22 protein-coding genes are annotated in these 23037 nt (G+C 63.6%); 9 read left to right on the top strand and 13 right to left on the bottom strand.

Going from position 1 to position 23037, the window contains the following annotated elements:
- Window positions 1-19: 19 nt before the first annotated feature.
- Window positions 20-943, top strand: coding sequence for a DMT family transporter (locus NKI99_RS10900; RefSeq protein ID WP_023811665.1), 924 nt, complete (start codon window positions 20-22; stop codon window positions 941-943).
- 5 nt (window positions 944-948) lie between these two features.
- Here the strand turns inward: NKI99_RS10900 and NKI99_RS10895 are convergent, their stop codons facing one another.
- Window positions 949-1851 (bottom strand): phosphotransferase family protein, encoded by a 903-nt coding sequence (locus NKI99_RS10895; RefSeq protein WP_023811666.1) that lies wholly within the window; start codon window positions 1849-1851, stop codon window positions 949-951.
- 101 nt (window positions 1852-1952) lie between these two features.
- Between NKI99_RS10895 and NKI99_RS10890 the strand changes: the two genes are divergently transcribed.
- Window positions 1953-2585 carry a class I SAM-dependent DNA methyltransferase gene (locus NKI99_RS10890; RefSeq protein WP_352551068.1) on the top strand — a complete coding sequence of 211 codons (633 nt, stop codon included), beginning with the start codon at window positions 1953-1955 and terminating at the stop codon, window positions 2583-2585.
- Between the two features lies 1 nt (window position 2586).
- On the opposite strand, the gene NKI99_RS10885 is transcribed toward NKI99_RS10890, so the two are convergent.
- Both NKI99_RS10885 and NKI99_RS10880 read right to left on the bottom strand, forming a co-directional pair.
- Window positions 2587-5040, bottom strand: coding sequence for a GcvT family protein (locus NKI99_RS10885; protein ID WP_352551067.1), 2454 nt, complete (start codon window positions 5038-5040; stop codon window positions 2587-2589).
- The gene (locus NKI99_RS10880) at window positions 5037-5924 is read right to left on the bottom strand and encodes a phosphotransferase family protein (protein ID WP_128304831.1); all 888 of its coding nucleotides are present in this window, start codon (window positions 5922-5924) and stop codon (window positions 5037-5039) included. The genes NKI99_RS10885 and NKI99_RS10880 overlap by 4 nt, the downstream gene beginning before the upstream one ends.
- Before the next feature lie 403 nt (window positions 5925-6327).
- Here NKI99_RS10880 and NKI99_RS10875 point away from each other — a divergent pair, with 403 nt between their 5' ends.
- Window positions 6328-7104: a DeoR/GlpR family DNA-binding transcription regulator gene (locus NKI99_RS10875; RefSeq protein WP_127290028.1), complete on the top strand. Its 777-nt coding sequence runs from the start codon at window positions 6328-6330 to the stop codon at window positions 7102-7104.
- On the opposite strand, the gene NKI99_RS10870 is transcribed toward NKI99_RS10875, so the two are convergent.
- Complete coding sequence (locus NKI99_RS10870) at window positions 7101-8000, bottom strand: NAD(P)/FAD-dependent oxidoreductase (RefSeq protein ID WP_128304832.1); 900 nt, start codon at window positions 7998-8000, stop codon at window positions 7101-7103. The two genes, NKI99_RS10875 and NKI99_RS10870, sit on opposite strands and share 4 nt — an antisense overlap.
- Complete coding sequence (locus tag NKI99_RS10865; protein ID WP_128304833.1) at window positions 7990-8439, bottom strand: RrF2 family transcriptional regulator; 450 nt, start codon at window positions 8437-8439, stop codon at window positions 7990-7992. The genes NKI99_RS10870 and NKI99_RS10865 overlap by 11 nt, the downstream gene beginning before the upstream one ends.
- A gap of 88 nt (window positions 8440-8527) precedes the next feature.
- On the opposite strand from NKI99_RS10865, the gene NKI99_RS10860 reads away from it, so the two are divergent.
- The 6 genes from NKI99_RS10860 (at window position 8528) to NKI99_RS10835 (ending at window position 15520) form a co-directional block, all read left to right on the top strand.
- Window positions 8528-9439 (top strand): LysR family transcriptional regulator, encoded by a 912-nt coding sequence (locus tag NKI99_RS10860; RefSeq protein ID WP_023811673.1) that lies wholly within the window; start codon window positions 8528-8530, stop codon window positions 9437-9439.
- 218 nt (window positions 9440-9657) lie between these two features.
- On the top strand, window positions 9658-10812 hold the full coding sequence (locus tag NKI99_RS10855; RefSeq protein WP_023811674.1) for an ABC transporter substrate-binding protein: 1155 nt from the start codon (window positions 9658-9660) through the stop codon (window positions 10810-10812).
- Window positions 10813-10984: 172 nt separating this feature from the next.
- On the top strand, window positions 10985-11995 hold the full coding sequence (locus tag NKI99_RS10850) for an ABC transporter ATP-binding protein (RefSeq protein WP_352439717.1): 1011 nt from the start codon (window positions 10985-10987) through the stop codon (window positions 11993-11995).
- A gap of 223 nt (window positions 11996-12218) precedes the next feature.
- A complete protein-coding gene (locus NKI99_RS10845) occupies window positions 12219-13184 on the top strand; it encodes an ABC transporter permease (protein WP_023811677.1) in 966 nt (321 codons plus the stop codon).
- Window positions 13174-13989, top strand: a complete 816-nt coding sequence (locus NKI99_RS10840) for an ABC transporter permease (protein WP_352610813.1) — start codon at window positions 13174-13176, stop codon at window positions 13987-13989. The genes NKI99_RS10845 and NKI99_RS10840 overlap by 11 nt, the downstream gene beginning before the upstream one ends.
- A gap of 103 nt (window positions 13990-14092) precedes the next feature.
- Window positions 14093-15520, top strand: a complete 1428-nt coding sequence (locus NKI99_RS10835; protein ID WP_352439716.1) for a gamma-aminobutyraldehyde dehydrogenase — start codon at window positions 14093-14095, stop codon at window positions 15518-15520.
- Between the two features lie 123 nt (window positions 15521-15643).
- On the opposite strand, the gene NKI99_RS10830 is transcribed toward NKI99_RS10835, so the two are convergent.
- From NKI99_RS10830 to fdhF, 8 genes are all read right to left on the bottom strand, one after another.
- The gene (locus NKI99_RS10830) at window positions 15644-15958 is read right to left on the bottom strand and encodes a hypothetical protein (RefSeq protein WP_127290045.1); all 315 of its coding nucleotides are present in this window, start codon (window positions 15956-15958) and stop codon (window positions 15644-15646) included.
- A 54-nt stretch (window positions 15959-16012) separates the two neighbouring features.
- Window positions 16013-16375, bottom strand: a complete 363-nt coding sequence (locus NKI99_RS10825; protein WP_352610811.1) for a nuclear transport factor 2 family protein — start codon at window positions 16373-16375, stop codon at window positions 16013-16015.
- Between the two features lie 77 nt (window positions 16376-16452).
- Window positions 16453-16932 carry a carboxymuconolactone decarboxylase family protein gene (locus NKI99_RS10820; RefSeq protein ID WP_023811682.1) on the bottom strand — a complete coding sequence of 160 codons (480 nt, stop codon included), beginning with the start codon at window positions 16930-16932 and terminating at the stop codon, window positions 16453-16455.
- 108 nt (window positions 16933-17040) lie between these two features.
- Window positions 17041-18594 carry an alpha/beta fold hydrolase gene (locus tag NKI99_RS10815; RefSeq protein WP_352610809.1) on the bottom strand — a complete coding sequence of 518 codons (1554 nt, stop codon included), beginning with the start codon at window positions 18592-18594 and terminating at the stop codon, window positions 17041-17043.
- A 112-nt stretch (window positions 18595-18706) separates the two neighbouring features.
- On the bottom strand, window positions 18707-19018 hold the full coding sequence (locus NKI99_RS10810; protein WP_352610808.1) for a formate dehydrogenase subunit delta: 312 nt from the start codon (window positions 19016-19018) through the stop codon (window positions 18707-18709).
- Complete coding sequence (fdhD, locus tag NKI99_RS10805) at window positions 19008-19835, bottom strand: formate dehydrogenase accessory sulfurtransferase FdhD (RefSeq protein ID WP_128304839.1); 828 nt, start codon at window positions 19833-19835, stop codon at window positions 19008-19010. The genes NKI99_RS10810 and fdhD overlap by 11 nt, the downstream gene beginning before the upstream one ends.
- Window positions 19835-20035 carry a thioredoxin domain-containing protein gene (locus tag NKI99_RS10800; RefSeq protein ID WP_155930580.1) on the bottom strand — a complete coding sequence of 67 codons (201 nt, stop codon included), beginning with the start codon at window positions 20033-20035 and terminating at the stop codon, window positions 19835-19837. Before NKI99_RS10800 ends, fdhD begins: the two co-directional genes overlap by 1 nt.
- 84 nt (window positions 20036-20119) lie before the next feature.
- Window positions 20120-23032: a formate dehydrogenase subunit alpha gene (gene fdhF, locus NKI99_RS10795; protein ID WP_352610807.1), complete on the bottom strand. Its 2913-nt coding sequence runs from the start codon at window positions 23030-23032 to the stop codon at window positions 20120-20122.
- Window positions 23033-23037: the final 5 nt, after the last annotated feature.

Genomic DNA, 23037 nt, shown 5'->3' with positions numbered 1-23037 from the left:
GGGAGGAATCGGGATCGGCATGACGCAGCCCGTGGCGCAGAATTCGACGATCAGGAATGTGCTTCTGGCCGGCATTCTGCTGATGCTGGCCGGCGACTTCCTGTTTGCGCTGAACGACGCCATGGGCAAGTGGCTGGTCGCCAGCTTCTCCGTCGGTCAGGTGGTGCTGATCCGCTCCATCGGCGCCTTTTTCGTGCTTGGCCCGATGATTGCCCATCAAGGCACGGCCAAGCTGTTTCGCATGGAGCGCTTGGAGCTGCAGCTGCTGCGCGTTGTCATGACCACGCTCGACACCGCGCTCTTTTATGCCGCCGTGGTCTATCTGCCGCTTGCCGATGTCATGAGTTTCTACATGGCCGGGCCGATCTACGTTGCGGCGCTCTCGCACCTCTTGCTTGGCGAAAAGGTCGGTTGGCGCCGCTGGATGGCGATCCTGCTCGGCTTCTGCGGCGTTTTGATCATGCTGAAACCGTCCTCGGCGGCGTTCTCGCTGTCGTCGGGCTTTGCGCTGGTGGGCAGCATCTCCTTCGCCTTCGCCATCATCCTCAACCGCCGGCTGCGCGGCACCAGCGACACCAATCTGGTGACATGGCAGACTATCGGCACGCTGCTGGTCGGGGGTGTGCTGACCATCGGCGCCTGGCAGACGCCGTCGGCGCTCGATCTCGGCGCCATGCTGCTGCTCGGCATCGTCTCCTGCGGCGCGCATCTGATGATCACCAGGGCGCTCAAGCTGGCGCCGGCTTCGACATTGGCGCCGCTGCACTACACGCTGCTGCTGTGGGCGGTGGTGTTCGGACTGGCATTCTTCGGCGACGTGCCAGGCCCGCGCATACTGATCGGCTCGGGCATCGTCGTTCTGGCCGGCCTGTTCATCTTCCACCGCCAGAAAGTGGTCGAGACTGCGGTGCCGCCCGAAAACGTGCCGAAGGGCGTGAATTAGTAGGCTCAGCCCTGACGTATCGCCGCCAGGTGCCGTGAAAACTCCGTCGTCTCCATCAGCGCCTTGCAGCGCGCGAACCGACCGTCGGCATAGGCGCGAAAATCATCGACCGGATTGTTGTTGGCGAGCTGGATCAGCCCCCACAGCGTCCACAACAGGTCGCACATCGCCTTGTAGATGACGATGCGGCCGCGCTCCGCCGGCTTGGCCTCGCCGCCGAAATAGGCGCGCATCATCTCCTCATCCTGCCCCGTGTCGAATTTGCCTTCCACGCTGAGGTCGCCAAGGTCCCAGAGTGGGTCATTCATGCCCGAATACTCCCAGTCGACGATCCACATCCGCTCGCCGGTATCGAGAAAGTTCTCGCACAGCGGATCGCAGTGGCAGGCAACGAGCGGCAGCGGATAGGCGGCCAGCGCCGAGCGCACGCTCTCGGCGTCGCGCACCACGTCATGATAACCGGCGGGCAGGGCGACCTCCTTGGTGGACAGCACCTTGAGGTAATCGTCGATCATCGCGAACAATTCGAAGCGGAAGGGAAACACCGCGCCTGAATCGTGCAGCTTGCGAAAGGCCTCGCCGGCGCGGGCCGGACTGCCCGGACGTGTCCGGAATTTCTCCGGCGACATCGTTTCGGCGCCGGCGATGTAGCGTGTCACCATCACCCCGGTGCCGGGGTCGACATGCAGCACCTCGGGACTGACCCCTGCCTTTGCCGCTTCGCGTGCAGCCACTGCTTCGTTGGCCCGGTTGATGTATTCCTCGGTGCCCTTGCCGGGAATGCGCAGGCAGAAGTCGCCGGCCTTGAAGACGAGGTTGGTGAGGCCGCCCAGCCGTTCCAGCGGCCCGCTGTAGCCGGCCAGCATGGGAATGGCGTCCAGTGCCGCACGCGCCTCGTCAGTCACCATGCCTGCGCCCCCACGCCGTTATTTGTCGCAGCGACGGTTCCACAATTTTCGCGCTTTGGCTATCATCACTGCGAGATCAAAAATTGGCGGACTGGATAAAAGTGGCGGACAGCAAACATCATGGCGCGCTCGGCGCGGCCTACGCGGCAAAGCGGCCCGAAGAGGTGGCCGCACTCTATGATCGCTGGTCGGAAACCTATGACGCCGACATGTCGGCCGCCGGCTATCGCCATCCGACGATCTGCCTTGCCTTGCTGGCCCGCCATCTGCCGCGCGGTTCAGCACCGCTGCTCGATGCCGGGGCCGGCACCGGGCTCATCGGCGAATGGCTTGATATTGCTGGTTACCCGCAAGTCGAGGCACTCGATATTTCACAAGGCATGCTGGATCAGGCGGCCCGCAAGGGCGTCTATTCCGCGCTCCATTGCCTGGCGCTCGGCGGTCATCTGCCCTTTGCCGATGATGCCTATGCCGGGATCATCTCGGCCGGCGTCTTCACCTCGGGCCATGTCGGCGTCGAGGGGCTGGACGAGCTAATCCGCATCTGCCGCCCGGGCGGCGTGATCGTGCTGACGGTCAAGAACACGCTGTGGGATGCCGGCTTTGCCACGCGTGTCGGCGAGATCGAGGTGCAAGGCCTCGTCACCCGCGTCGAGGAAACGCGCCCTTACGTCTCCATGCCGGGCGAAGCCGACACCGTGCCCAGCCGCGGTCTCGCACTGCGCGTGACCTGACCTACGCTTTGACCCTGGCGCCTGCCGGGTCGTACATCGGCTCGAGATGGATCTTGGCCGGTGTCCTCTCCATCGCAACCACCAGTTCATAGTCGCCCGAGACCAGAAAATCGTCGCTCACCCCGTCGGCGTTGCGCACATAGCCGTAGCCGATGGTCTTGCCCAGCGTGTAGCCATAACCACCGCTGCTGAGATAACCGACCGGATCGCCATTGCGCAGTATGGTTTCGCGACCGAGCAGCACGATCTCGGGGTCGTCGACCGTGAAGCCGGCAAAGCGTTTCTTCAGTGCCGCGCCGCTGGTCTTCTCCAGCGCGCGCCGTCCAACGAAATCGGTGTTCTTGCGCAGCTTGACCGCCCAACCGAGCCCGGCTTCCTGCGGCGTGTCGTTGGGGGTGATGTCGGAGCCCCAGGCGCGATAGCCTTTTTCCAGCCTTAGCGATTCCAGCGCCCGATAGCCGACCGGGCGGATGTCATGCTTCTCGCCTGCCGCCAGCAGCGCGTCGAAGACTTCGCCGGTGGCCGCGATCGGCACATGCAGTTCCCAGCCGAGTTCGCCGACATAGGTGACGCGCAGCGCCCGAACCGTGTGGCCGGCGATGGCAATCTCATGCACATGGCCGAACGGGAAGCCGGCATTCGACACGTCGGCTCCGGTCGCCGCCGAGAGCACGTCGCGCGCCCGAGGACCCATCAGCGACAGCGTGCCGAAATCCTCGGTGACGTCGACAAGCCTGGCGTCGAGCCCTTCGCCGATATGATCGCTGATCCATGAGAAATCATGCGTGCGGAAACCTGTGCCGGTGACGATGTAGAATTTCTCCTCGGCCAGCCTCGCCACAGTGAGATCAGCCTCGATACCGCCGCGCGTGTTGAGAAGCTGCGTGTAGGTCAGCCGGCCGACCGGTTTGCTGACGTCGTTGGCGCAGATCCAGTCCAGCGCCTTCAGCGCATCGGGCCCGCTCAACTCGTATTTGGCGAAGGAGGATTGATCGAATATGCCAACCTTTTCGCGCACATGACGGTGTTCGTCGCCGACCGCCGCGAACCAGTTCTGCTGGCCCATCGAATAGATGTCCTGCGGCTCGACGCCTTCGGGCGCGAACCAGTTCGGCCGCTCCCAGCCGAGCTTCGAGCCGAACACAGCATTTTGCTGTTTCAGCCTGTCGTAGAGCGGCGAGAGGATACGGGGCCTCCCGCTGGCATACTCCTCATGCGGGAAGCCGATCGTATAGTGCTTGCCATAGGCCTCCAGCGTGCGGTCGCGGACCCACTGACGGTCGCGGTGCAGGTTGGAAAAGCGCCTGATGTCGACCACCCAAAGGTCGAGCGGTGCTTCGCCGTCGACCACCCACTGCGCCAGCACCCAGCCGGCGCCGCCGCCCGAGGCGATGCCGAAGGCGTTGAAGCCGGCGCCGACGAACATGTTGGCACATTCGGGCGCTGTGCCGAGAATGAAATTGCCGTCCGGCGTAAAACTCTCCGGCCCGTTGATCATCTGCTTGACGCCGACGGTTTCCAGCGCCGGCACGCGCGCGATCGCTTGGCTCATGTGCTGCTCGAAATGGTCGTAGTCGTCGTCGAACAGCCTGAACTCCCAATCATTGGGTACGTCGCCGCCGGGGAGACCAGTCGCCCAGGCCTGCGGGTTCGGCTCATAGCCGCCCATCACCAGCCCGCCGACTTCCTCCTTGAAATAGGTGCGTCGGTCAGGGTCGCGGATGGTCGGCGCGTCGGTCGCCAGACCGTCGATCTTCTCGGTGATGATGTACTGGTGCTTCACCGGCTGAAGCGGCACGTTGATGCCGGCCATGGCCCCCACTTGCCGCGCCCATTGGCCCGCACAGTTGACCACCTTGTCGCAGGCGATGTCGCCCTTGCTGGTCTTCACCGCCGTGATGCGGCCGTCCTTCATTTCGAAGCCGGTGACACGGACATCCTCGAACAGTTTGGCGCCATGCATGCGCGCGCCCTTGGCCAGCGACTGCGTGATGTCGGAGGGGCTCGCCTGGCCATCGGTCGGCAGCCAGGAGGCGCCGACGAGATCGCCGGTCTCCAGCAGCGGCCACATTCTTTTCACCTCGTCCGGCGACAGCAATTGCATGTCCATGCCGAAGCTTTTTGCTGTTGTCGCCAGCCTTTTGTACTCCGTCCAGCGGTCGGCATTGGTGGCGAGCCTGAGGCAGCCGGTCATCTTCCAGCCGGTGGCGAGACCGGTCTCGGCCTCCAGTCCCTTGTAGAGGTCGACGGAGTATTTCAGCACGCGGGTGATAGACGCCGACGAGCGCAATTGCCCGACAAGGCCGGCCGCATGCCAGGTCGAACCCGAGGTCAGCTTGCCCTGCTCCAGCAGCACCACGTCAGCCTTATGGTCGCGCGCCAGATGATAGGCCGTCGAACAGCCGATGATGCCGCCGCCGATGACGACGATGGCGGCCTGGCTCGGCAATGTCATGATTTCTGTATCCCGTATTTTGTCCGGTAGTTTTCAAGTGCCGCGTCGAGCCGAACGAGGTTTTCCTCGGTGTAGGCGACGTAGTCGATGCCTGGCGCGTCGAGATAGAGCTCGGAGACCATGCTCCACATCGCCTCGCGCAGCAGCGAGGCGCATTGCATGGCCGCGTGCGAACGGCGGATCGCATCGTCCGGCTCCTTCATGAAGTAGGCTGTCAGGAAGGCGAAGGATTCCTCGTCGCTCATGCCGGCGTTGGAGGCGGCGCCTGCGAGGTCGAACATCGCCGTGTTGAAACCGGCATATTCGAAGTCGATCAGCCACAGCCTGTTGCCGTCATCGAGAATGTTGGCCGGCAGCAGATCATTGTGGCCAAAGACGATCGGCAGCAGCTTCTGCGCGCGCTCCAGTTCGTCGGCCAGTGTCAAAAGGCGCGGCAAGTCGCTGCGCTTGCGGCTCCCGCCCTCTTCAAGCGTGCGCGCATAGTCGCGGATGACATGGAACACCCAGAACATGAAGCCGGCGCCGGAAACGTGATTGGGCATCTCCCGGTGGAAGGCGCGCATCAGAGCCGCGACGCGGCCGAGATTGGCGCGCACGTCTTCCGCCAGATAGGTTTTCGCACCGAGAAATTCCGTTACCAGTATGCCCGGTTCGGCATGGTGGACGGCTGGCGCGAAACCGGCGGCATGCGCCGCCCGCGCGGTCATAACCTCGCGCTCGCGAAAGACATGGTGGAACGGATAGTCCTTGCCGAAGCGCACGACATGTCGTCCGGCCGCGTCCGTGACCACATAATTCGCGTTGCTCAGGCCGCCGGGCAGCGGTGCGATCTCGATGCCACCGGTCCAGCAGGGCAGGGCGCGGATGCGATCTTCGGCGGTCACGGAATCATCCCTGGTTTGCTGGGCTTCGACAAGGCGCCGTGAACAGCGCAACGACGGCGGGGAGAAACGTAAATACTCTCGTCGGTGCGGGACGCCAGGATCGGTATCCCGCACCGCACCGACGAGCCCCTTGGCCAGGTTTTTGAGCCCGGCATCCGCCCCCGCGGATCTGAAAATTCCTTGTACAGGCACGTTCCAAACGGCCTGACCACTGAGTTGCGGCTCTGCCCCCAGTCGCAGATCTGAAGCCTGTTGATGTCTTTGATTTCACGCCCGGGTTGCCCGCTTGTCAATAAAAAGGTGTGACTTTTTTTGGGTATTTTGCCCGAAAGCATAAGGTAGTTCCTTTAAAAGCACTTGAATTACCTTAGAATCGGTCAGGAGCATCAGTTCGGGAAACCAGATGGCCCAGTCCAAACGACACGGCGAGATCCTGCGTCTCCTGCAGGAAGAGGGCACCGTCACCATCGCCAGTCTGGCCGACCGGCTGGGCGTGTCGCTCGAGACAGTGCGCCGCGACGTCAAGCCACTGACTGGTGATGGCTCTGTCCTCAAGATGCATGGCGCCATCGGCCTGCCGTCGATGATCGGCGAAGCGCCGTTCGAGCGGCGTATGCGTGAGAACGCCGACGCCAAGCGCGTCATTGCCCGCATGGTCGCCGCCACCATACGCGACGGCGAATCGATCATGCTCGACACCGGCACGACGACCTCGTTCCTTGCGCGTGAACTGCTTGGCCACCGGCGCCTGACGGTCGTCACCAATTCCTCGGATATTGCCCGCACGCTGGCCACCATCAACGGCAACAAGGTCTATATGGCGGGCGGCGAGCTGCGCAGCGATTCCGGCGCTGCTTTCGGCGCCTCGGCAATCGATTTTGTCAGTCGTTTTTCGGTCAGCCACGCCATCATTTCCACCGGCGGCGTCGACGCGGTGATGGGCGTCATGGATTTTGATCTGGATGAAGCCGAGTTCGCCCGCATGGTGCTGTCGCGCGGCCAGCGGTCCCTGGTCATCACCGATCACTCGAAATTCGGCCGTCTTGGTCTGGTCCAGGTCTGCGGCTTCGACAGCTTTTCCGAACTCGCCACCGATCGCTCGCCGCCGCACGACCTGGCCGCCGCCCTTGCGCAGGCCGGCGCGCGGCTTAGCATCGCCGACGAGGAAGCCGGGTTTTAGCTAAACACCAGCGACTGGTGGGCGCAGACGCCCGCAAAGGTGCCAGCCGATACCGCAAAGGCGATGTTGTGCATCGAACGTGCCGCGTCGCCGGCGGCGTAGACGCCGGGCACGGTCGTCTGCTGCCTGTCATCGACGGTGATTATCGGACCGAGAAGGCCTTCGGTGAAGCCGCAGCCGAGCTGTTCGGCCAGCGGGCTGGCCATGGTGTTGCGCGGTGCGGTGAACATCGCCCTGACGCCGGCCTTTCGGCTATCGTCGAGGTGGACGATCAACCCGCCGGAGCCGTCTTCCCGCAGCTCGGCAACGCTGGTGGGCTCAAACCGCACCTTTCGGCTCTCCAGCGCGCGCATCTGCTCTGTGTCAGGCTCGAACAGGCCGTTGCCGAACAGCGTGACATCGCCCCAATCGGCGATCAATTGCGCCTGATGCAGGGACATCGGGCCGGTTGCGAGCACGCCGAGCGGCCCGCCGGAAACCTCGTAGCCGTGGCAATAGGGGCAGTGCAGCACTTTTCTGCCCCAGAGCTCGGCAAGACCGGCAACCTCCGGCAGGATATCGCGCACCCCGGTGGCCAGCACCAGCCGTGTGGCGCCGAATGTCTCGCCGCCGTCGGTGGCGATTTCGAAATCGCTGCTGTCAGCAGCAACGGCCTTGTCCGCACGCCTGTCGACAACCCTGGCTGTCGGATAGGCCAGCAGCTGCCGCCTTGCGTCATCCAGGATTGCGCCGGGCGCGCGCCCGTCATGTCCGAGGAAGCCGTGCGAATGCTCGGCAAAGCGGTTGCGCGGCTGGCCGGCGTCGATCACCAGCACCTTGCGTCCTGCGCGCGCCACCTGGATGGCGGCGGACAGGCCGGCAAAGCTGCCGCCGACGACGGCAAGATCATACTGCATGGCTGGAGACTCCAATGAGGTCAAAACGGCGGCGGAAATCGGCGGTCAGGTCGGCCAGCGTGATGCGGCTCAGTTTCTCCGCCAGCAGCTTTTCGGCGGCGATGCGAAAATCGTCGAGCACGGCGATCACCGCCTGCTCGACGAGGCAGCCGGGGCTTTCCGGCTCGGTGCTGAACGGCAGCAGCGTCTCGCCAAGCGCTGCGCTGATCTCGGCCAGGGAGATTTTCTCGGGCGCCCGTCCGAGCAGCCAGCCGCCACCGTGCCCGCGTGACGAGGTGACGATGCCGGCATCGCGCAAGCCTGCGATGGTGCGGCGGACCACGACCGGATTGGTGTGGATGAAGGTGGCAAGCTGCTCGGAGGTCAGCGCCTGTTCGGGCTTCTCGGCCATGTGGACGAGAATGTGCAAGGTCGAGGACAGTCGGCTGTTGCGCTTCATGTAACTTAGTTAGTTACGATTGGCGAAGGCGTCAAGTGTTCGCCGGTTGCCACTTCCCAGCATCGCGTCCGCCGTGTTTAGTCCGGCCATGGCTTTCACCATCCGCCAGTTGCAGTTCTTCATCGCAGTCGCCGAGCAAGGCACGGTCTCGGGCGCCGCGCAGAACCTGTCAATCTCGCAATCGTCGGTCACCGAAGCGATCAAGGAGCTCGAAAGCGATCTCGGCGTCGAACTGTTCGAACGCCATCCGCGTGGCCTCAACATCACCCACAAGGGCCACCAGTTCCTGCGCCACGCGACGAAGATTCTCGCGGACGTTTCCGACGCGCGCCGCTCTTTCTCGGGCGAGCAGACGGTGGCGGCCGGCCGGCTGCAGCTCGGCGTCACCTCACTGGTCGCCGGCTATGTGCTGTCGGATCTGCTCGCCCGCTACCGCCGCGCCTATCCCGGCGTCGAGGTCTCTGCCATCGAGGACAATGGCGATTATCTCGAACACCTCCTGATCGGCGGCAAGCTCGACATTGCCGTCATGGTCACCTCCAATTTGCGCGACCGCACCGCGTTGCAGTCGGAAATCCTCGAAGTCTCGGCCTATCGGCTGTGGCTGCCGCTCGGTCATCCGCTCGTCGGCGCCGACATCATCGGCATTGGCGACATTGCCTCCGAAACGCTGATCATGCTGACCGTCGACGAGATCGAGGAGAATACCGGCAAGCTGCTGACGGCGATCGGCGCCAAGCCGCATGTCGCCTTCCGCACCCGTTCCGTGGAGGCCGTGCGCAGTCTGGTCGCCACCGGCGCCGGTGTGGCGCTGCTGCCCGACCTCGTCTACCGGCCCTGGTCGCTGGAAGGCGACCGCATCGAATCGCGCGATATTTCCGGCTCCTTGCCGGTGGTCCAGGTCGGGATGGTCTGGCGGCGCGGCTCCGGTCTGCCGCAGGCGGCGCGCGATTTCATCGGCCTTGCCCAGTCGCAACGGACGGTCCGCCAGCGTCCCTGAGAGATCGGCTGCCCACCTATCGGAAAAACCGATATCGCCCTTCTGATAAATGAATTTGCGAAACCGGAATTTTCGAAGCACTTTCGGTTAGGGACCAAAGCCGCCATCAGAGCGGCATCAAGCCCAACGGACGAACTGACAGTTTTCAGTCCGCGCGTGACCCCTAGCGAAGACCGAAACCGGCTTTCAGGGTCAGGCGCCTAAATGGGAGATCGACAATGAATTCATTCCTGAAGTCATGCACTGCTCTGACGGTTGCGCTGACCTTTTCCGGTCAGGCCGTCGCCCAGGTCAAGGAACTTGGCAAGGGCGAAGGTCAGGTCAACATCGTTGCCTGGCCGGGCTATATCGAGCGCGGCGAAACCGACAAGGGTTATGACTGGGTGACCTCCTTCGAGAAGGAGACCGGCTGCAAGGTCAACGTCAAGACCGCCAACACCTCCGATGAAATGGTCTCGCTGATGAATGAGGGCGGCTTCGACCTCGTCACCGCTTCAGGCGATGCCTCGCTGCGCCTCGTTGCCGGCAAGCGCGTGCAGCCGATCAACACCGATCTCATCCCGAGCTGGAAGACGGTCGACGAGCGCCTCAAGGACGCGCCGTGGTTCACCGTCGGCGGCGCCCATTACGGCGTTCCTTACCAGTGGGGCCCGAACGTCCTCATGTACAACACCGACGTGTTCAAGGAGGCTCCCAAGAGCTGGAACATCGTCTTCGAGGAAATGAAGCTGCCTGACGGCAAGTCCAACAAGGGCCGCGTCCAAGCCTATGACGGGCCGATCCACATCGCGGATGCCGCCAACTATCTGATGTTCCACAAGCCGGAACTCGGCATCAAGGACCCCTACGAACTGAACGAGGATCAGTACAAGGCTGCGCTGGAATTGCTGCGCGTCCAGCGCACGCTGGTCGGCCGCTATTGGCACGACGCCGCCATTCAGGTCGACGATTTCCAGAACGAAGGCGTCGTCGCTTCCGGCTCGTGGCCGTATCAGGTCAACACGCTGGTCGCCGCCAAGAAGCCGGTCGCGTCCACCATCCCGGAGGAGGGCGCCACCGGTTGGGCCGACACCACGATGATGGAAGCCGATTCGGCCAACCCAAACTGCGCCTATATGTGGATGGAACATTCGCTGTCGCCCAAGGTGCAGGGCGATGTCTCGGCCTGGTTCGGTTCGCTGCCCGTCGTGCCCGCCGCCTGCAAGGGCAACGAGCTTTTGACCGACGAAGGCTGCAAGACCAACGGCTACGAGAATTTCGACAAGATCAAGTTCTGGAAGACGCCGGTGTCGAAATGCACCACCCAGAACGACCAGTGCGTGCCCTACTACCGCTGGGTGTCGGACTATATCGGCGTCATCGGCGGGCGGTGATTTTTCTTACCCTCCCTCTCGTGGGGAGGGTCGACGCATAGCGTCGGGGTGGGGTCGGCTCGGCGTTTTTCGAGGCACCCCCACCCGGGGCTTCGCCGCGACCTCTCCATAAGGGGGGAGGTAGGACGTCGCGCGACATCAGCACACCAAACCGGCAACGGACTGACAGCCCATGACCTCCGCCGTCTCCTTCCAGAAAGCCTCGCGCCATTTCGGCAGCGTGCGCGCCGTCGACGCGGTCGATCTCGATATCGCGCCGGGGGAATTCTTCGCCATGCTCGGGCCGTCCGGTTCCGGCAAGACCACTTGCCTGCGCCTCATCGCCGGCTTCGAGCAGCCGACATCGGGCTCGATCTCGATCTTCGGCGAACGCGCCGAGGGCGTTCCGCCCTATCGCCGCAACGTCAACACCGTGTTTCAGGACTATGCGCTGTTCCCGCATCTGAACGTGCTCGACAACGTCGCCTACGGGCTGATGGTCAAGGGCGTCGGCAAGGCTCAGCGGCACAAGGCGGCGGAAGAGGCGCTGTCACTGGTGCGGCTGCCCGGCTATGGCGCCCGCCGCCCCGGCCAGCTTTCCGGCGGCCAGCGCCAGCGCGTCGCGCTCGCCCGTGCGCTGGTCAACCAGCCAAAGGTGCTGCTGCTCGACGAGCCGCTCGGCGCGCTCGACCTCAAATTGCGCGAGAACATGCAGGAGGAGCTGAAGTCGCTGCAGAAGGCGCTCGGCATCACCTTCGTCTTCGTCACCCACGACCAGGGCGAAGCACTGTCGATGGCCGACCGCGTCGCCGTTTTCAACGACGGCAAGATCATGCAGATCGGCACGCCGGAGGATATCTACCAGCGGCCGAAGACGCGTTTTGTTGCCGATTTTGTCGGCTCATCGAATGTACTGCCACCGGATTTCGTCCAGCGTTATTCCGGCCAGCATCGCTGGGGGAGTCTCCGCCCTGAATCCATTCGCGTCGGCCGCGCGGCCAGCGGGGGCACAAGTGGTGAAGGCGTGTCCGCCCGCCTCGTCTCGACCAACTATCTCGGCGCCACGACAAAACTGGCGCTCGACGCCGACGGCCTTCGACTGCACGCCATCGTGCCGGCCGGCACGGCCTTGCCTGGGGAAGGCGAGGCGGTCGTGCTGACTTTTAACCGCGAGCACCTGCATCTGATGGACGAGCCGGCATGATGAAGGTTTGCGCATTGCACCCCCCTCTGTCCTGCCGGACATCTCCCCCGCAAGGGGGGAGATTGGCTGTTACCACTGGCTTCGCCAGCTTCCAACGCTGCAGAGCCGGTGAGGCGGACAAGCTGCTGATCTCCCCCCTTGCGGGGGAGATGTCCGGCAGGACAGAGGGGGGTGTGAAGGATCTCGGCCTCTCATACATCCTCCATGAGTACAGAGCTCCATCATGACGACCGCCGCGCTCAGCTCCAATCCCGCGCCCGCCATCCTGCCGGGCAGCGGCGGCCTGCGTGGCGCGCTGTCGGACCTTTTCTGGCGCAAGCCGAAGGTCCTGCTGTTGCTCATGCTGCTGCCGCCGGTGCTTTGGCTGGGCATCGTCTATATCGGCTCGCTGTTTGCGCTCCTGGCGCAGAGCTTTTTCTCCATCGACGAGTTTTCCGGTCTCATCAACCGTGAGTTCACGCTCAAGACCTATGGTGACCTGTTCCAGGCCGCCAATCTCGATATCATCCTGCGCACGGTGACGATGGCGGCTCTGGTCACGCTGGCCTCGGCCGTCATCGCTTTCCCCATCGCCTACTACGCGGCGCGCTATGCGCGCGGTCGCTGGAAGGCCTTGTTCTATCTCGGCATCATGCTGCCGCTGTGGTCGAGCTATCTGGTCAAGATCTACGCCTGGAAGCTCATCCTGGCCAAGGAAGGCATCCTCACCTGGCTCCTCGCCAAGCTGCATTTGTTGTGGGTGCTCGACGCCTGGCTGTCGCTGCCGATCGTCGGCGGCAATTCGCTGTCGGTATCGTTCACCGGCACCTTCATCGTCTTCGTCTATGTCTGGTTACCGTTCATGATCCTGCCGGTACAGGCGGCGCTCGAGCGCGTGCCCGGCAATCTCGTCGAGGCCTCGTCTGATCTCGGCGCCTCTCCGGGACAGACCTTCCGCAACGTGCTGTTCCCGCTGGCGCTGCCGGGCATCGTCGCCGGTTCGATCTTCACCTTCTCGCTTACGCTGGGCGACTACATCATCCCGCAGATCATCGGTACCTCGCGGCTGTTCATCGGCCAGGCGGTCTATTCGCAGCAAGGCACGGCCGGCAACATCCCGCTCGCCGCCGCCTTCACCGTGGTGCCGATCGTCATCATGGGCTTCTACCTCTGGGGCGCCAAGCGCATGGGGGCCTTCGATGCGCTCTGATGGTTCCCAGTCGGCGCCGCTCGGCCTGAAGATCGCCGCCGCCTGCGGCCTGCTGTTCCTGCATCTGCCGATCCTGCTGATCTTCGTCTATGCCTTCACCACCGAGGAGAAGAGCTTTGTCTGGCCACCCCCCGGCCTGACGACGCAATGGTTCGCCGTCACCTGGAACCGGCCGGATGTCTGGCAGGCATTGTCGCTGTCGGTCAGGGTTGCCGCGATCTCGACGGCGATCGCGCTCGTCCTCGGCACGCTCTGTTCGGCGGCGGTTTCGCGGACAAAATTCTTCGGCCGCGAAACCATCTCGCTGCTGGTCATCCTGCCGATCGCGCTGCCCGGCATCATCACCGGCATCGCGCTGCGCTCGGCCTTTTCGCTCGCCGACATTCCGTTCTCGTTCTGGACGATCGTGCTCGGCCACGCCACCTTCTGCGTCGTCGTCGTCTACAACAATGCCGTCGCCCGCTTTCGCCGCACCTCCGGATCGATGATCGAGGCGTCGATGGATCTCGGCGCCGACGGTTTTCAGACCTTCCGACATGTCGTGCTGCCCAACATTGCCACGGCGCTGCTTGCCGGCGGCATGCTGGCCTTCGCGCTGTCCTTCGACGAGGTCATCGTCACCACCTTCACCGCCGGCCAGCAGCAGACATTGCCGATCTGGATGCTGGAAGAGCTGATCCGTCCGCGCCAGCGCCCGGTGACCAATGTCGTCGCCATGGTCGTGGTGCTGGTGACGCTGCTGCCCATCCTTGCCGCCCATTACCTCACCCGCGACGGCGACCAGATTGCGGGCAGTGGAAAATGAAATCAGCGAATAGGGAGTGACGAATAGCGAATAGGGAAGATCGACAGTCAAACCCTACTCGCTATTCGCTACTCGCTACTCGCTCCTGTTAAGGAGAAACCTTATGGACACCCAGATGCTGATCGGCTCGAGATTCGAGAAGGGCACCGAGACCGAGGAACCGATCCTCAATCCAAAGACCGGGGCGACCATCCTCAGCCTGCCCGAGGCCAGCCAGGCACAGATTGAGGCGGCGATCACTGCCGCCGAACAAGCGTTCGTCTTGTGGTCGCGCACCACGCCGGCGCAGCGCTCCGGCTATTTGCTGAAGATCGCCGACCGCATCGAGGCCGATGCCAAGGAATTCGCCACGCTCGAGGCGCTCAATTGCGGCAAGCCGATCAACGCCGTGCTCAATGATGAAATCCCGGCCATCGTCGACTGCTACCGCTTCTTCGCCGGTGCCGTCCGTTCGATGCCCGGCGTCGTCGCCGGCGAATACATTCCCGGCCATACTTCGATGGTCCGCCGCGACGCCATCGGCATCGTCGCTTCCATCGCGCCGTGGAACTATCCGCTGATGATGATGGCCTGGAAGTTGGCGCCGGCAATCGCCGGCGGCAACACCGTCGTCTTCAAGCCTTCCGAGCAGACACCGCTGACGGCGCTGAAGCTGGCAAAAATCCTTGCGGAAATCCTGCCGGAAGGCGTGGTCAATGTCGTGCTCGGCCGCGGCGACAGCGTCGGCAACACGCTGATCAACCATCCCAAGGTCAACATGATCTCGATCACCGGCGATGTCGCCACCGGCAAGAAAGTGCTGCAGGCGGCCGCCAAGTCGGTCAAGCGCACGCATCTCGAGCTCGGCGGCAAGGCGCCGGTCATCGTCTTCGACGACGCCGATCTTGGCGCCGTGGTCAACGGCCTGCGCGCCTTCGGCTATTACAATGCCGGCCAGGACTGCACCGCCGCCTGCCGTATCTACGCCGGCAGGAAGATCTATGACAAACTCGTCGCCGATCTCTCCTCGGCCGTCTCGACCATCAAGTACAATCGTCCCGACGACACCGAAAACGAGATCGGCCCACTCATCTCCCGCCGCCAGCGCGACCGCGTCTCCAGCTTCGTCGAGCGCGCCTCGGAACTGAACCACATCGAGATCACCACCGGCGGCAAGCCGGGCGAGGGTTCCGGCTTCTACTACCAGCCGACAGTCGTTGCCGGCGCGCTGCAGGAAGACGAAATCGTGCGCCGCGAAGTGTTCGGCCCGGTCGTCTCGGTTACTCGTTTTTCGGAGGTCGACGAGGCGGTGAACTGGGCCAATGACAGCGACTACGGCCTGGCGTCCTCGGTATGGACCAAGGATGTCTCGCGCGCCATGGCGACGGCCGCCCGCCTGCAATATGGCTGCACATGGATCAACACCCACTTCATGCTGACCAACGAGATGCCGCATGGCGGGCTGAAGCAGTCCGGCTACGGCAAGGACATGTCGCTCTATGCGCTGGAGGACTACACCGCCGTGCGGCATGTGATGGTGGCGCATGGTTGAGAAGTGGTCCGCGTAGCAAACGAAAAGCCAATTGCTTGGCTTTTCGAGCTTCGAACGCCCTGCGCCTGCGAAGGGCCGGGCGTGGCTATTTTCTCTTCTCCCCGTTCACGGGGAGAAGAGTCGCTACTCCACAACGCGATAAATATTCCATAGGCTGGTGCCCGACACGACATAGGGCTCGATCTCCTTGCCCCATTTCGCGTGCGCGTCGATCTTGCCGATCTTGGCGAAGAACGCCTCCAACTGGGCCAGGCTTTCGACCTGGTGATGGGACTCGACGGTCGCCTCCCGCGCGCCGATAGAACCGGTCATGATCTGGAACTCCAGCTCGGCGAGGCCGACCTGCGAGCCGATCTCGCGTTCCCATTTCTTCAACAGGTCGAGCACGGTCTGCTTGTGTCCGAATTTGGCGTCGATCTGCCATCTGGCGCTGAACATCGTCTTCTCCTCCAGCTTTGCGGCCCAGGCCGCGGTTGATCCACCGGCTGTTGCCTACTCGTCCCAGGCCTGCACGACGGTCTGCCTTGCGATCCGCCCGTCCTTCAGCTCCAGCATCGCCGCGCAGAACACCTTGGTGCCGTCCGGATAGGCGCAGGCCTGGGTGAAGGCGAGACTGTCGCCGTCGGCGATGGTGGTATCGACCTTGTGGGTCATCGCGCGGCTGCAGATGTCGTCCCAGAATGTGGTGATCGCGGCGCGTCCGCGGATCTCGCGCGGCTTGCTCGGCGGGTTGTTGCGGTCGATCACCCGCACCAGCGCGTCTTCGGCATAAAAGCTCGACAGCATCTTGCCGTCACGGGTTTCGATGGCCTTCTTGATCGCCGCGCCATCCACTGTTTGGGTCTTGGTCAGCATGTCATTCTCCATTGGCCCGTCTTCCGGGCGGTTGATGGTCGAAGTGCTGCCCGGCGCTTGTCGCCAGGCTGTGGTTTTTACTGCGACTTCGCCTTGACGGCCGCGAACACGTCGTCGGCCTGCTTCTTGAAGGTCGTCAGATCGACCTGGCTGCCGTTGAGCATCGTCGACCAGTGGCGCACGATCGCGGACATCGCCACCGCCTCCTTGATCTCCTCGTCGCTGGCGCCGTTGAGCCTGGCCGCCTCGGTGTGGAAATAGATGCAATACTGGCACGGGATTTGTGCTGCGACGGCGAGGCCCAGCAGTTCCTTGGTCTTGCCGTCAAGCGCCGTCTTCGGGTTGAGCTGCACGCCCTTGATCTCGGCCCAGGCGCCGGCGACGGCCACATCCGGCAACGTCTTGAACATGTCCGGCACCGAGCCGAGCGTCGCCTCAATGTCCTTGTAGGTCGCCGCCGCGGACGCATCCTCGGCCTTTGCCGGAGCGATGGCGAACAGCGCTCCAATGCCTGCCGCTATCACAAGCGATTTGAGTGTTTGGTTCGACGTCAGCATTTCCTCCTCCGTTCGCAGCACCTTTCCGGCGACATCCGCCTGGCCTGCATGGGAGAATTGATAGCGCCTAGCCGCCCTTGGCCGCTTCGCCCGAAAGCGCCATGGCTCTCATGGCCCGTGCGGGCCAGGGTGCCTGACTGAGAACGCCGCCGCCGCCGCCCGCGACGGCAGGTCCAGCTTGAGCAGTATGTTGGCGACATGGCGCTTGACCGTGTGTTCGCTCAGCCTCAATTCGGCGGCGATCGCGGCATTGCTCTTGCCGTCGGCGACGAGGCTCACCACCTCGGTTTCGCGCGCCGTCAATGCGGCAGGCTCGGCAGCCTTGGGTTTGGGCCGGCAGGCGGGTTCCAGGTGTTGTTCGGACGTCGCATGGACCAGCGCCAACGGCTCCTCCAACTCGTCGACGCTGATGCGCCCGGCGTCGGTGAAATGCAGGCCCGACCCAGCCGCTAGATCGGCGATCAGACGCGACGCGATAATGTCGCCGCGGCCGGCATGGGCGGCTAGTTGCATCGCCACCCGCGCCGTCATCCCAACGGGCGGACCGCGCACTTCGATCTCGCCGACATGCGCCCCTTGCGCGCTTGCCACGCCGATTTCCTGCGCCGCCTCGCGCAGCGCCGCCGCGCAGCGAATGGCGCGTGCCGGGCCATCGAAGCGCGAAATCATCAACTCGCCCTGCAGGCCCACAGAGCGCCCGCCATGGCGCCCGACCAGCAGCTGCCAGGTTTCCTGAAAGCGTTGGCTGCGTTCGCTCCACATGCGGTCGCCGAGCCGCGCCGTGTCGTAGATGCGTGTCACCAGCAGCGCCGCCAGCACACGGTCCACTTCGCCTACGGCGCGCTCGCCGGTCAGGAATTCCTCGATCAAGTCGGCCACCCCATCGACATCGCCGGTCCAGATCGGATGATCGCGTCCCGGAATCTCGACGAGCCGGGCATCGGGAATCTTTTGCGCAAGGAAGCGGCTGGCATCGGGGTCGACCCGCGCATCGTTGCGGCGATGTATCACAAGCGTCGGCGCGCTGATCACGCTCAGGATATGGCGGATGTCGACGTCGGCGTTCATGCGCCACAGCGCCGCCGCCGAAGTCGGGCTCGCCGATAATCGTTCGAAACGTGCCCACCACTGAGCGAAATGCGCGTCGTCGACCCGGCTCGGCGCGAAATGGGGCAGCGTGGCGCCGGTGCCCCAGGCTGTCTCCGCCATCTCGATGAAAGCGTCGAGGCGTTCGCGCGACATCACCCATTTGTGGAAATGCGCATAGCCGCCATAGAGCGCCAGAGCTCGCGTCCGCTCCGGATAGGTGGCGGCGAACAGCATCGCCATCGGCGCGCCTTCGGAGGAGCCGAGCAGGGCTGCACGGCCGCTGCCGGCGGCGTCCATAACCGCGCGCACATCGTCCATCCGCATTTCGAGACTGGGCAGGTTATGCGCGTCGACGCGGTCGGAAAGACCGGTGCCGCGCTTGTCGAACAGGATCAGCCGCGAGAATGCCGAAAGCCGCTTCAAGAGCCTGGTATAGCCCTCGTCTTCCCAGTGCAGGTCGAGGTTGGAAATGAAACCCGGCACGAAGACGAGATCGAACGATCCCTGCCCGACCACCTGATAGGCGATCCGCACATCGCCGCTACGGGCGTATCGCGTCTCGATCGGCCTCACGAGATTTCCACCCCGGCCTGACGATTTCTGGTCGTCAAACCATAGCAGAACAGCGCAGATTGCCGCAGCTAAACTTTAGCGATGGAGAATATAAGCCGGCGCGGCTTGGCGACTATTCCTGCGAGGCGGCGACATCGGCAGGGGAGGGCTCGAGTCCGAGTTTGAGGTCGGCCGCAGCCGGCGTGATCGGCCGCCTGATCCTGGCGGAGGCGGCCACCACCAACTCGTTGAAGTTCCCGGTGCCGTCGTCCAGCATTTCGAAGAACTGCCGCCGCATCCTCGGCTCCCAGAACTTGTTGATGTGCTCGGCGACGCCGGCAATGCCTTCCTCGCGCGGCTTGGAATGGAAGAAATCGGCGATCTGGTTTGCCATGCGCACCAGCTTGTCGGCGGTGCTCATAATGTGTTCTTCGTCATGCGACATGCTTGGCAACTCCGCAAACCACCCGGTCGGGGTGGGTGAAAATATCAAAATCGTCGCCGCGAACCAGCGCCACCAGCGTCATGCCGGCCTCTTGCGCCGTGCGGATGGCAAGTGCGGTCGGCGCCGAGACGGCGATGATGAAGGCCGAGCCGATAGAAGCCGTCTTCTGCACCATTTCAACCGAAACCCTGGATGTCACCACGACAGCACCGGATGCGCCGTCGATGCGGGCTTTGGCCAGCGCGCCGGCCAGCTTGTCGAGCGCATTGTGACGGCCGACATCTTCGCGCGCCATGACGATGCCCTTGCCAGGTACATAGAAGCCGGCGGCGTGCACGGCTCCGGTCTCGGTGTGCAGCGGCTGCACTTTCGACAGAAGCTTGACCGAACGGACAATGTCGTCGGCATCAAGCGTAAGCTTTGAAGCACCAACCGCATCGACCGAGCGCATTGCTTCCTCGATCGATTCGATGCCGCAGAGCCCGCAGCCGACCGGGCCGGCGAGCCTTCGCCGCCGCGCTTCAAAACGAGTGTTGGCTCGGTCCTTCAGCCGGATCTGGATGTCGATGCCGGCGCCATGGTCCTCGACCTCGATCGCTTCGATCTCATCCGGTAACGAGATGATGCCTTCGGTCAGCGAGAAGCCGAGCGCGAAATCCTCGAAGTCGGCCGGGCTCGCCATCATCACGGCGTGGGTGGTGCCGGCAAAGGAGAACGCCACCGGCGTCTCTTCCGGCACCATGCGGTCGGCAGCAGCCGTGCCGCTGGCGCGATGCGCCAAGCGGGAAATTTGGCTGAGAGGCTGGCGGGTACGCATCAGGTTCGCTTCATCCAAACAGGCGCCAATTCGGGAACATCATGGGCAATGGCTTCAAACGCCTCGTAGTGTCCGTTGCCCATTATCTTGCCGACGATGCTCCGAAGCTTTTCGAAATCCTCTTTGGCAGCATGTCCCTGAATATCACTTAGGAAGCGATCCAGATCGGCGCCTTGCTTCTCACAAAGGCGAAGGAGCATTTCGTAGGCTTCCTTTCGAGTCACCTTTGTTCCTCCGTCATTGCAACGTCGCCCTCATTTTATCGAAAGCGAGGTTCCCAAAAGCTATTCCGCCGCTTCCAGCTTCGCGATGCGCCGGCTCTGCTTGGCCTGCTCGTCATAGTCGCGCTGCCATTCCGACGGTCCGTTGGAGGCGCCGACCTGCACCGCCGTCACCTTGTATTCCGGACAGTTCGTCGCCCAGTCCGAGAAGTCGGTGGTGATGACGTTGGCCTGCGTGTCCGGATGGTGGAACGTCGTGTAGACCACACCGGGCGACACCCGGTCGGTGATCAGCGCGCGCAGCGTCGTTTCGCCCGAGCGGCTCGTCAGCCGGACCCAGTCGCCGTCGCGCAAGCCGCGGTTCTCGGCATCGTGCGGGTGGATCTCTAGCCGGTCCTCCGAGTGCCACATGCTGTTGTCGGTGCGCCTGGTCTGCGCGCCGACATTGTACTGCGACAGGATGCGGCCGGTGGTGAGCAGCAGCGGGAAGCGCGGCCCCGTCCTTTCGTCCGTCGCCACATATTCGGTCCGGATGAACTTGCCCTTGCCGCGCACGAACGCATCGATGTGCATGATCGGGGTGCCGAGCGGCGCCTTCTCGTTGCAGGGCCATTGCACGGATCCTACGCGGTCGAGCAACTCGAAGGAGACGCCGGCAAAGCTCGGCGTCGTCATCGCGATCTCGTCCATGATCTCCGAGGGATGCTGATAGTTCCAGTCCAGCCCGATCGCGCGGGCAAGCTCCTGCGTCGCCTCCCAATCGGCGTAGCGCGCCTTCGGCTCAAGAACCTTGCGCACCATGTTGATGCGGCGCTCGGCGTTGGTGAAGGTGCCGTCCTTCTCCAGGAAAGTCGAGCCCGGCAGGAAGACATGCGCATAGTTTGCGGTCTCGTTGAGGAACAGGTCGTGCACGACGACGCATTCCATCGCGGCAAGGCCGGCGGCGACATGCTTGGTGTCGGGATCGGACTGCAGAATGTCTTCGCCCTGGATGTAGATGCCCTTGAAGCTGCCGTCGACGGCGGCGTCCAGCATGTTGGGGATGCGCAGGCCGGGTTCGTCGTCCAGCTTCACGCCCCACAAGGTCTCATAGATATCGCGCACGGCTTCGCCGGAGATGTGGCGGTAGCCGGGCAGTTCGTGCGGGAAGGAGCCCATGTCGCAGGAGCCCTGCACGTTGTTCTGGCCGCGCAGCGGGTTCACGCCGACGCCGGGCCGGCCGATATTGCCGGTGGCCATGGCGAGATTGGCGATTGCCATCACAGTGGTCGAACCCTGGCTGTGTTCCGTCACGCCGAGGCCGTAATAGATCGCGCCGTTGCCGCCGGTGGCGTAGAGACGCGCAGCACCGCGGATCAGCTCGGGATCGACGCCGGACAATTTGCCGACGGTTTCGGGGCTGTTTTCCGGCAAGGCGACGAACGATGCCCAATCCTGGAACTCCGTCCAGTCGCAGCGTTCGCGGATGAAGGCTTCGTCGAACAGGCCCTCGGTGACGATCACATGCGCCAGCGCCGTCAGCACGGCCACATTGGTGCCGGGCTTCAGCGGCAGGTGGTAATCCGCTTCGATATGGGCCGACTTGACCATCTCGGTGCGGCGCGGATCGAGCACGATCAGCTTGGCGCCCTGGCGCAGCCGCTTCTTCAGCCGCGAGGCGAACACCGGGTGGGCGGAAGCCGGATTGGCGCCGATGATGACGGCGACGTCGGTGAAGTCGACGGAATCGAAATCCTGCGTGCCAGCGGAGGTGCCATAGGTCTGGCCGAGCCCGTAGCCCGTCGGCGAATGGCAGACTCGTGCGCAGGTGTCGACATTGTTGTTGCGGAAACCTTGCCGCACCATCTTCTGGACTAGGTAAGTTTCCTCATTGGTGCAGCGCGAGGAGGTTATGCCGCCGATCGAGGTGCGTCCATACTGGTACTGGATGCGGCGGAATTCCTTGGCCGTATGGGCGATCGCCTCTTCCCAACTCACCTCGCGCCACGGGTCGGTGACCTTTTCCCGGATCATCGGCGACAGGACGCGGTCCTTGTGGGTGGCATAGCCATAGGCGAAACGGCCCTTGACGCAGGAATGGCCGTGGTTCGCCTTGCCCTCCTTATAGGGCATCATGCGAACGACTTCGTCACCCTTCACCTCGGCCTTGAATGAGCAGCCGACGCCGCAATAGGCACAGGTGGTGACGGCGGAGCGCTCCGGCAGGCCCTTGGCAAGCACCGTCTTCTCACGCAGCGCATCGGTTGGACAGGCCTGGACGCAGGCGCCGCAGGACACGCATTCCGAATCGATGAACGCCTCGTGCATCCCCGCCGAAACCCGGGATTCGAAGCCTCGTCCCTCGATGGTCAGCGCGAAGGTGCCCTGCACCTCTTCGCAGGCCCGCACGCAGCGCGAGCAGACGATGCATTGCGAGGCATCATAGGTGAAATAGGGGTTGGACTCGTCGCGGGCGATGTAGTCGACCGCCAGCGAGCCATGGCCGGGCGCCACGCCACCTTCCGGCTTGACGTGGTTGCGACCTTCGATGCCGTAGCGGTTCTCGATCAGGCCGATCGACTTCGCCACTGCATCGAACTCGCTGGCGCCGGTTCCGGCCTGTTCGTTCCAGCCGGTCGGATGGTCGGAGACGTAGAGTTCCATGACGCCTCGGCGAATGGCGTCGAGCCGCTCGGTCTGCGTGCGCACGATCATGCCTTCGCCGACGGGCGTCGTGCAGGACGCCGGCGTGCCGCCACGTCCTTCGATCTCGACAAGGCAGACACGGCACGACCCGAAGGAGTCCAGCATGTCGGTGGCGCAAAGCTTCGGGATCTCGACCCCGCCCTCCATGGCCGCACGCATGATCGAGGTGCCTTCCGGCACGGTGATGCTGCGCCCGTCGACGTTCAGCGTGACCTGCTTCTGCGCCTTCGATTGGGGGGTTCCGTAGTCGATCTCTTCGACGAGGGAGGGGAAGTCGGCCTTGATGTTCATCTGCC

It is taken from the genome of Mesorhizobium sp. M0239, assembly GCF_040321815.1.
In the GTDB taxonomy this organism is placed as follows: domain Bacteria; phylum Pseudomonadota; class Alphaproteobacteria; order Rhizobiales; family Rhizobiaceae; genus Mesorhizobium.
The sequence above is the reverse complement of the archived record's forward strand: the minus strand, read 5'-3'. Positions and strand labels throughout refer to the sequence as shown.

What these genes read in the sequence shown, in the direction of transcription:
- NKI99_RS10900 (WP_023811665.1), top strand. Translation starts at nt 20, where the DNA reads ATGACGCAGCCCGTGGCGCAGAATTCGACGATCAGGAATGTGCTTCTG.
- NKI99_RS10895 (WP_023811666.1), bottom strand. Translation starts at nt 1,851, where the DNA reads ATGGTGACTGACGAGGCGCGTGCGGCACTGGACGCCATTCCCATGCTG.
- NKI99_RS10885 (WP_352551067.1), bottom strand. Translation starts at nt 5,040, where the DNA reads ATGACATTGCCGAGCCAGGCCGCCATCGTCGTCATCGGCGGCGGCATC.
- NKI99_RS10875 (WP_127290028.1), top strand. Translation starts at nt 6,328, where the DNA reads ATGGCCCAGTCCAAACGACACGGCGAGATCCTGCGTCTCCTGCAGGAA.
- NKI99_RS10870 (WP_128304832.1), bottom strand. Translation starts at nt 8,000, where the DNA reads ATGCAGTATGATCTTGCCGTCGTCGGCGGCAGCTTTGCCGGCCTGTCC.
- NKI99_RS10865 (WP_128304833.1), bottom strand. Translation starts at nt 8,439, where the DNA reads ATGAAGCGCAACAGCCGACTGTCCTCGACCTTGCACATTCTCGTCCAC.
- NKI99_RS10860 (WP_023811673.1), top strand. Translation starts at nt 8,528, where the DNA reads ATGGCTTTCACCATCCGCCAGTTGCAGTTCTTCATCGCAGTCGCCGAG.
- NKI99_RS10855 (WP_023811674.1), top strand. Translation starts at nt 9,658, where the DNA reads ATGAATTCATTCCTGAAGTCATGCACTGCTCTGACGGTTGCGCTGACC.
- NKI99_RS10850 (WP_352439717.1), top strand. Translation starts at nt 10,985, where the DNA reads ATGACCTCCGCCGTCTCCTTCCAGAAAGCCTCGCGCCATTTCGGCAGC.
- NKI99_RS10845 (WP_023811677.1), top strand. Translation starts at nt 12,219, where the DNA reads ATGACGACCGCCGCGCTCAGCTCCAATCCCGCGCCCGCCATCCTGCCG.
- NKI99_RS10840 (WP_352610813.1), top strand. Translation starts at nt 13,174, where the DNA reads ATGCGCTCTGATGGTTCCCAGTCGGCGCCGCTCGGCCTGAAGATCGCC.
- NKI99_RS10835 (WP_352439716.1), top strand. Translation starts at nt 14,093, where the DNA reads ATGGACACCCAGATGCTGATCGGCTCGAGATTCGAGAAGGGCACCGAG.
- NKI99_RS10830 (WP_127290045.1), bottom strand. Translation starts at nt 15,958, where the DNA reads ATGTTCAGCGCCAGATGGCAGATCGACGCCAAATTCGGACACAAGCAG.
- NKI99_RS10825 (WP_352610811.1), bottom strand. Translation starts at nt 16,375, where the DNA reads ATGCTGACCAAGACCCAAACAGTGGATGGCGCGGCGATCAAGAAGGCC.
- NKI99_RS10820 (WP_023811682.1), bottom strand. Translation starts at nt 16,932, where the DNA reads ATGCTGACGTCGAACCAAACACTCAAATCGCTTGTGATAGCGGCAGGC.
- NKI99_RS10810 (WP_352610808.1), bottom strand. Translation starts at nt 19,018, where the DNA reads ATGTCGCATGACGAAGAACACATTATGAGCACCGCCGACAAGCTGGTG.
- fdhD (WP_128304839.1), bottom strand. Translation starts at nt 19,835, where the DNA reads ATGCGTACCCGCCAGCCTCTCAGCCAAATTTCCCGCTTGGCGCATCGC.
- NKI99_RS10800 (WP_155930580.1), bottom strand. Translation starts at nt 20,035, where the DNA reads ATGCTCCTTCGCCTTTGTGAGAAGCAAGGCGCCGATCTGGATCGCTTC.
- fdhF (WP_352610807.1), bottom strand. Translation starts at nt 23,032, where the DNA reads ATGAACATCAAGGCCGACTTCCCCTCCCTCGTCGAAGAGATCGACTAC.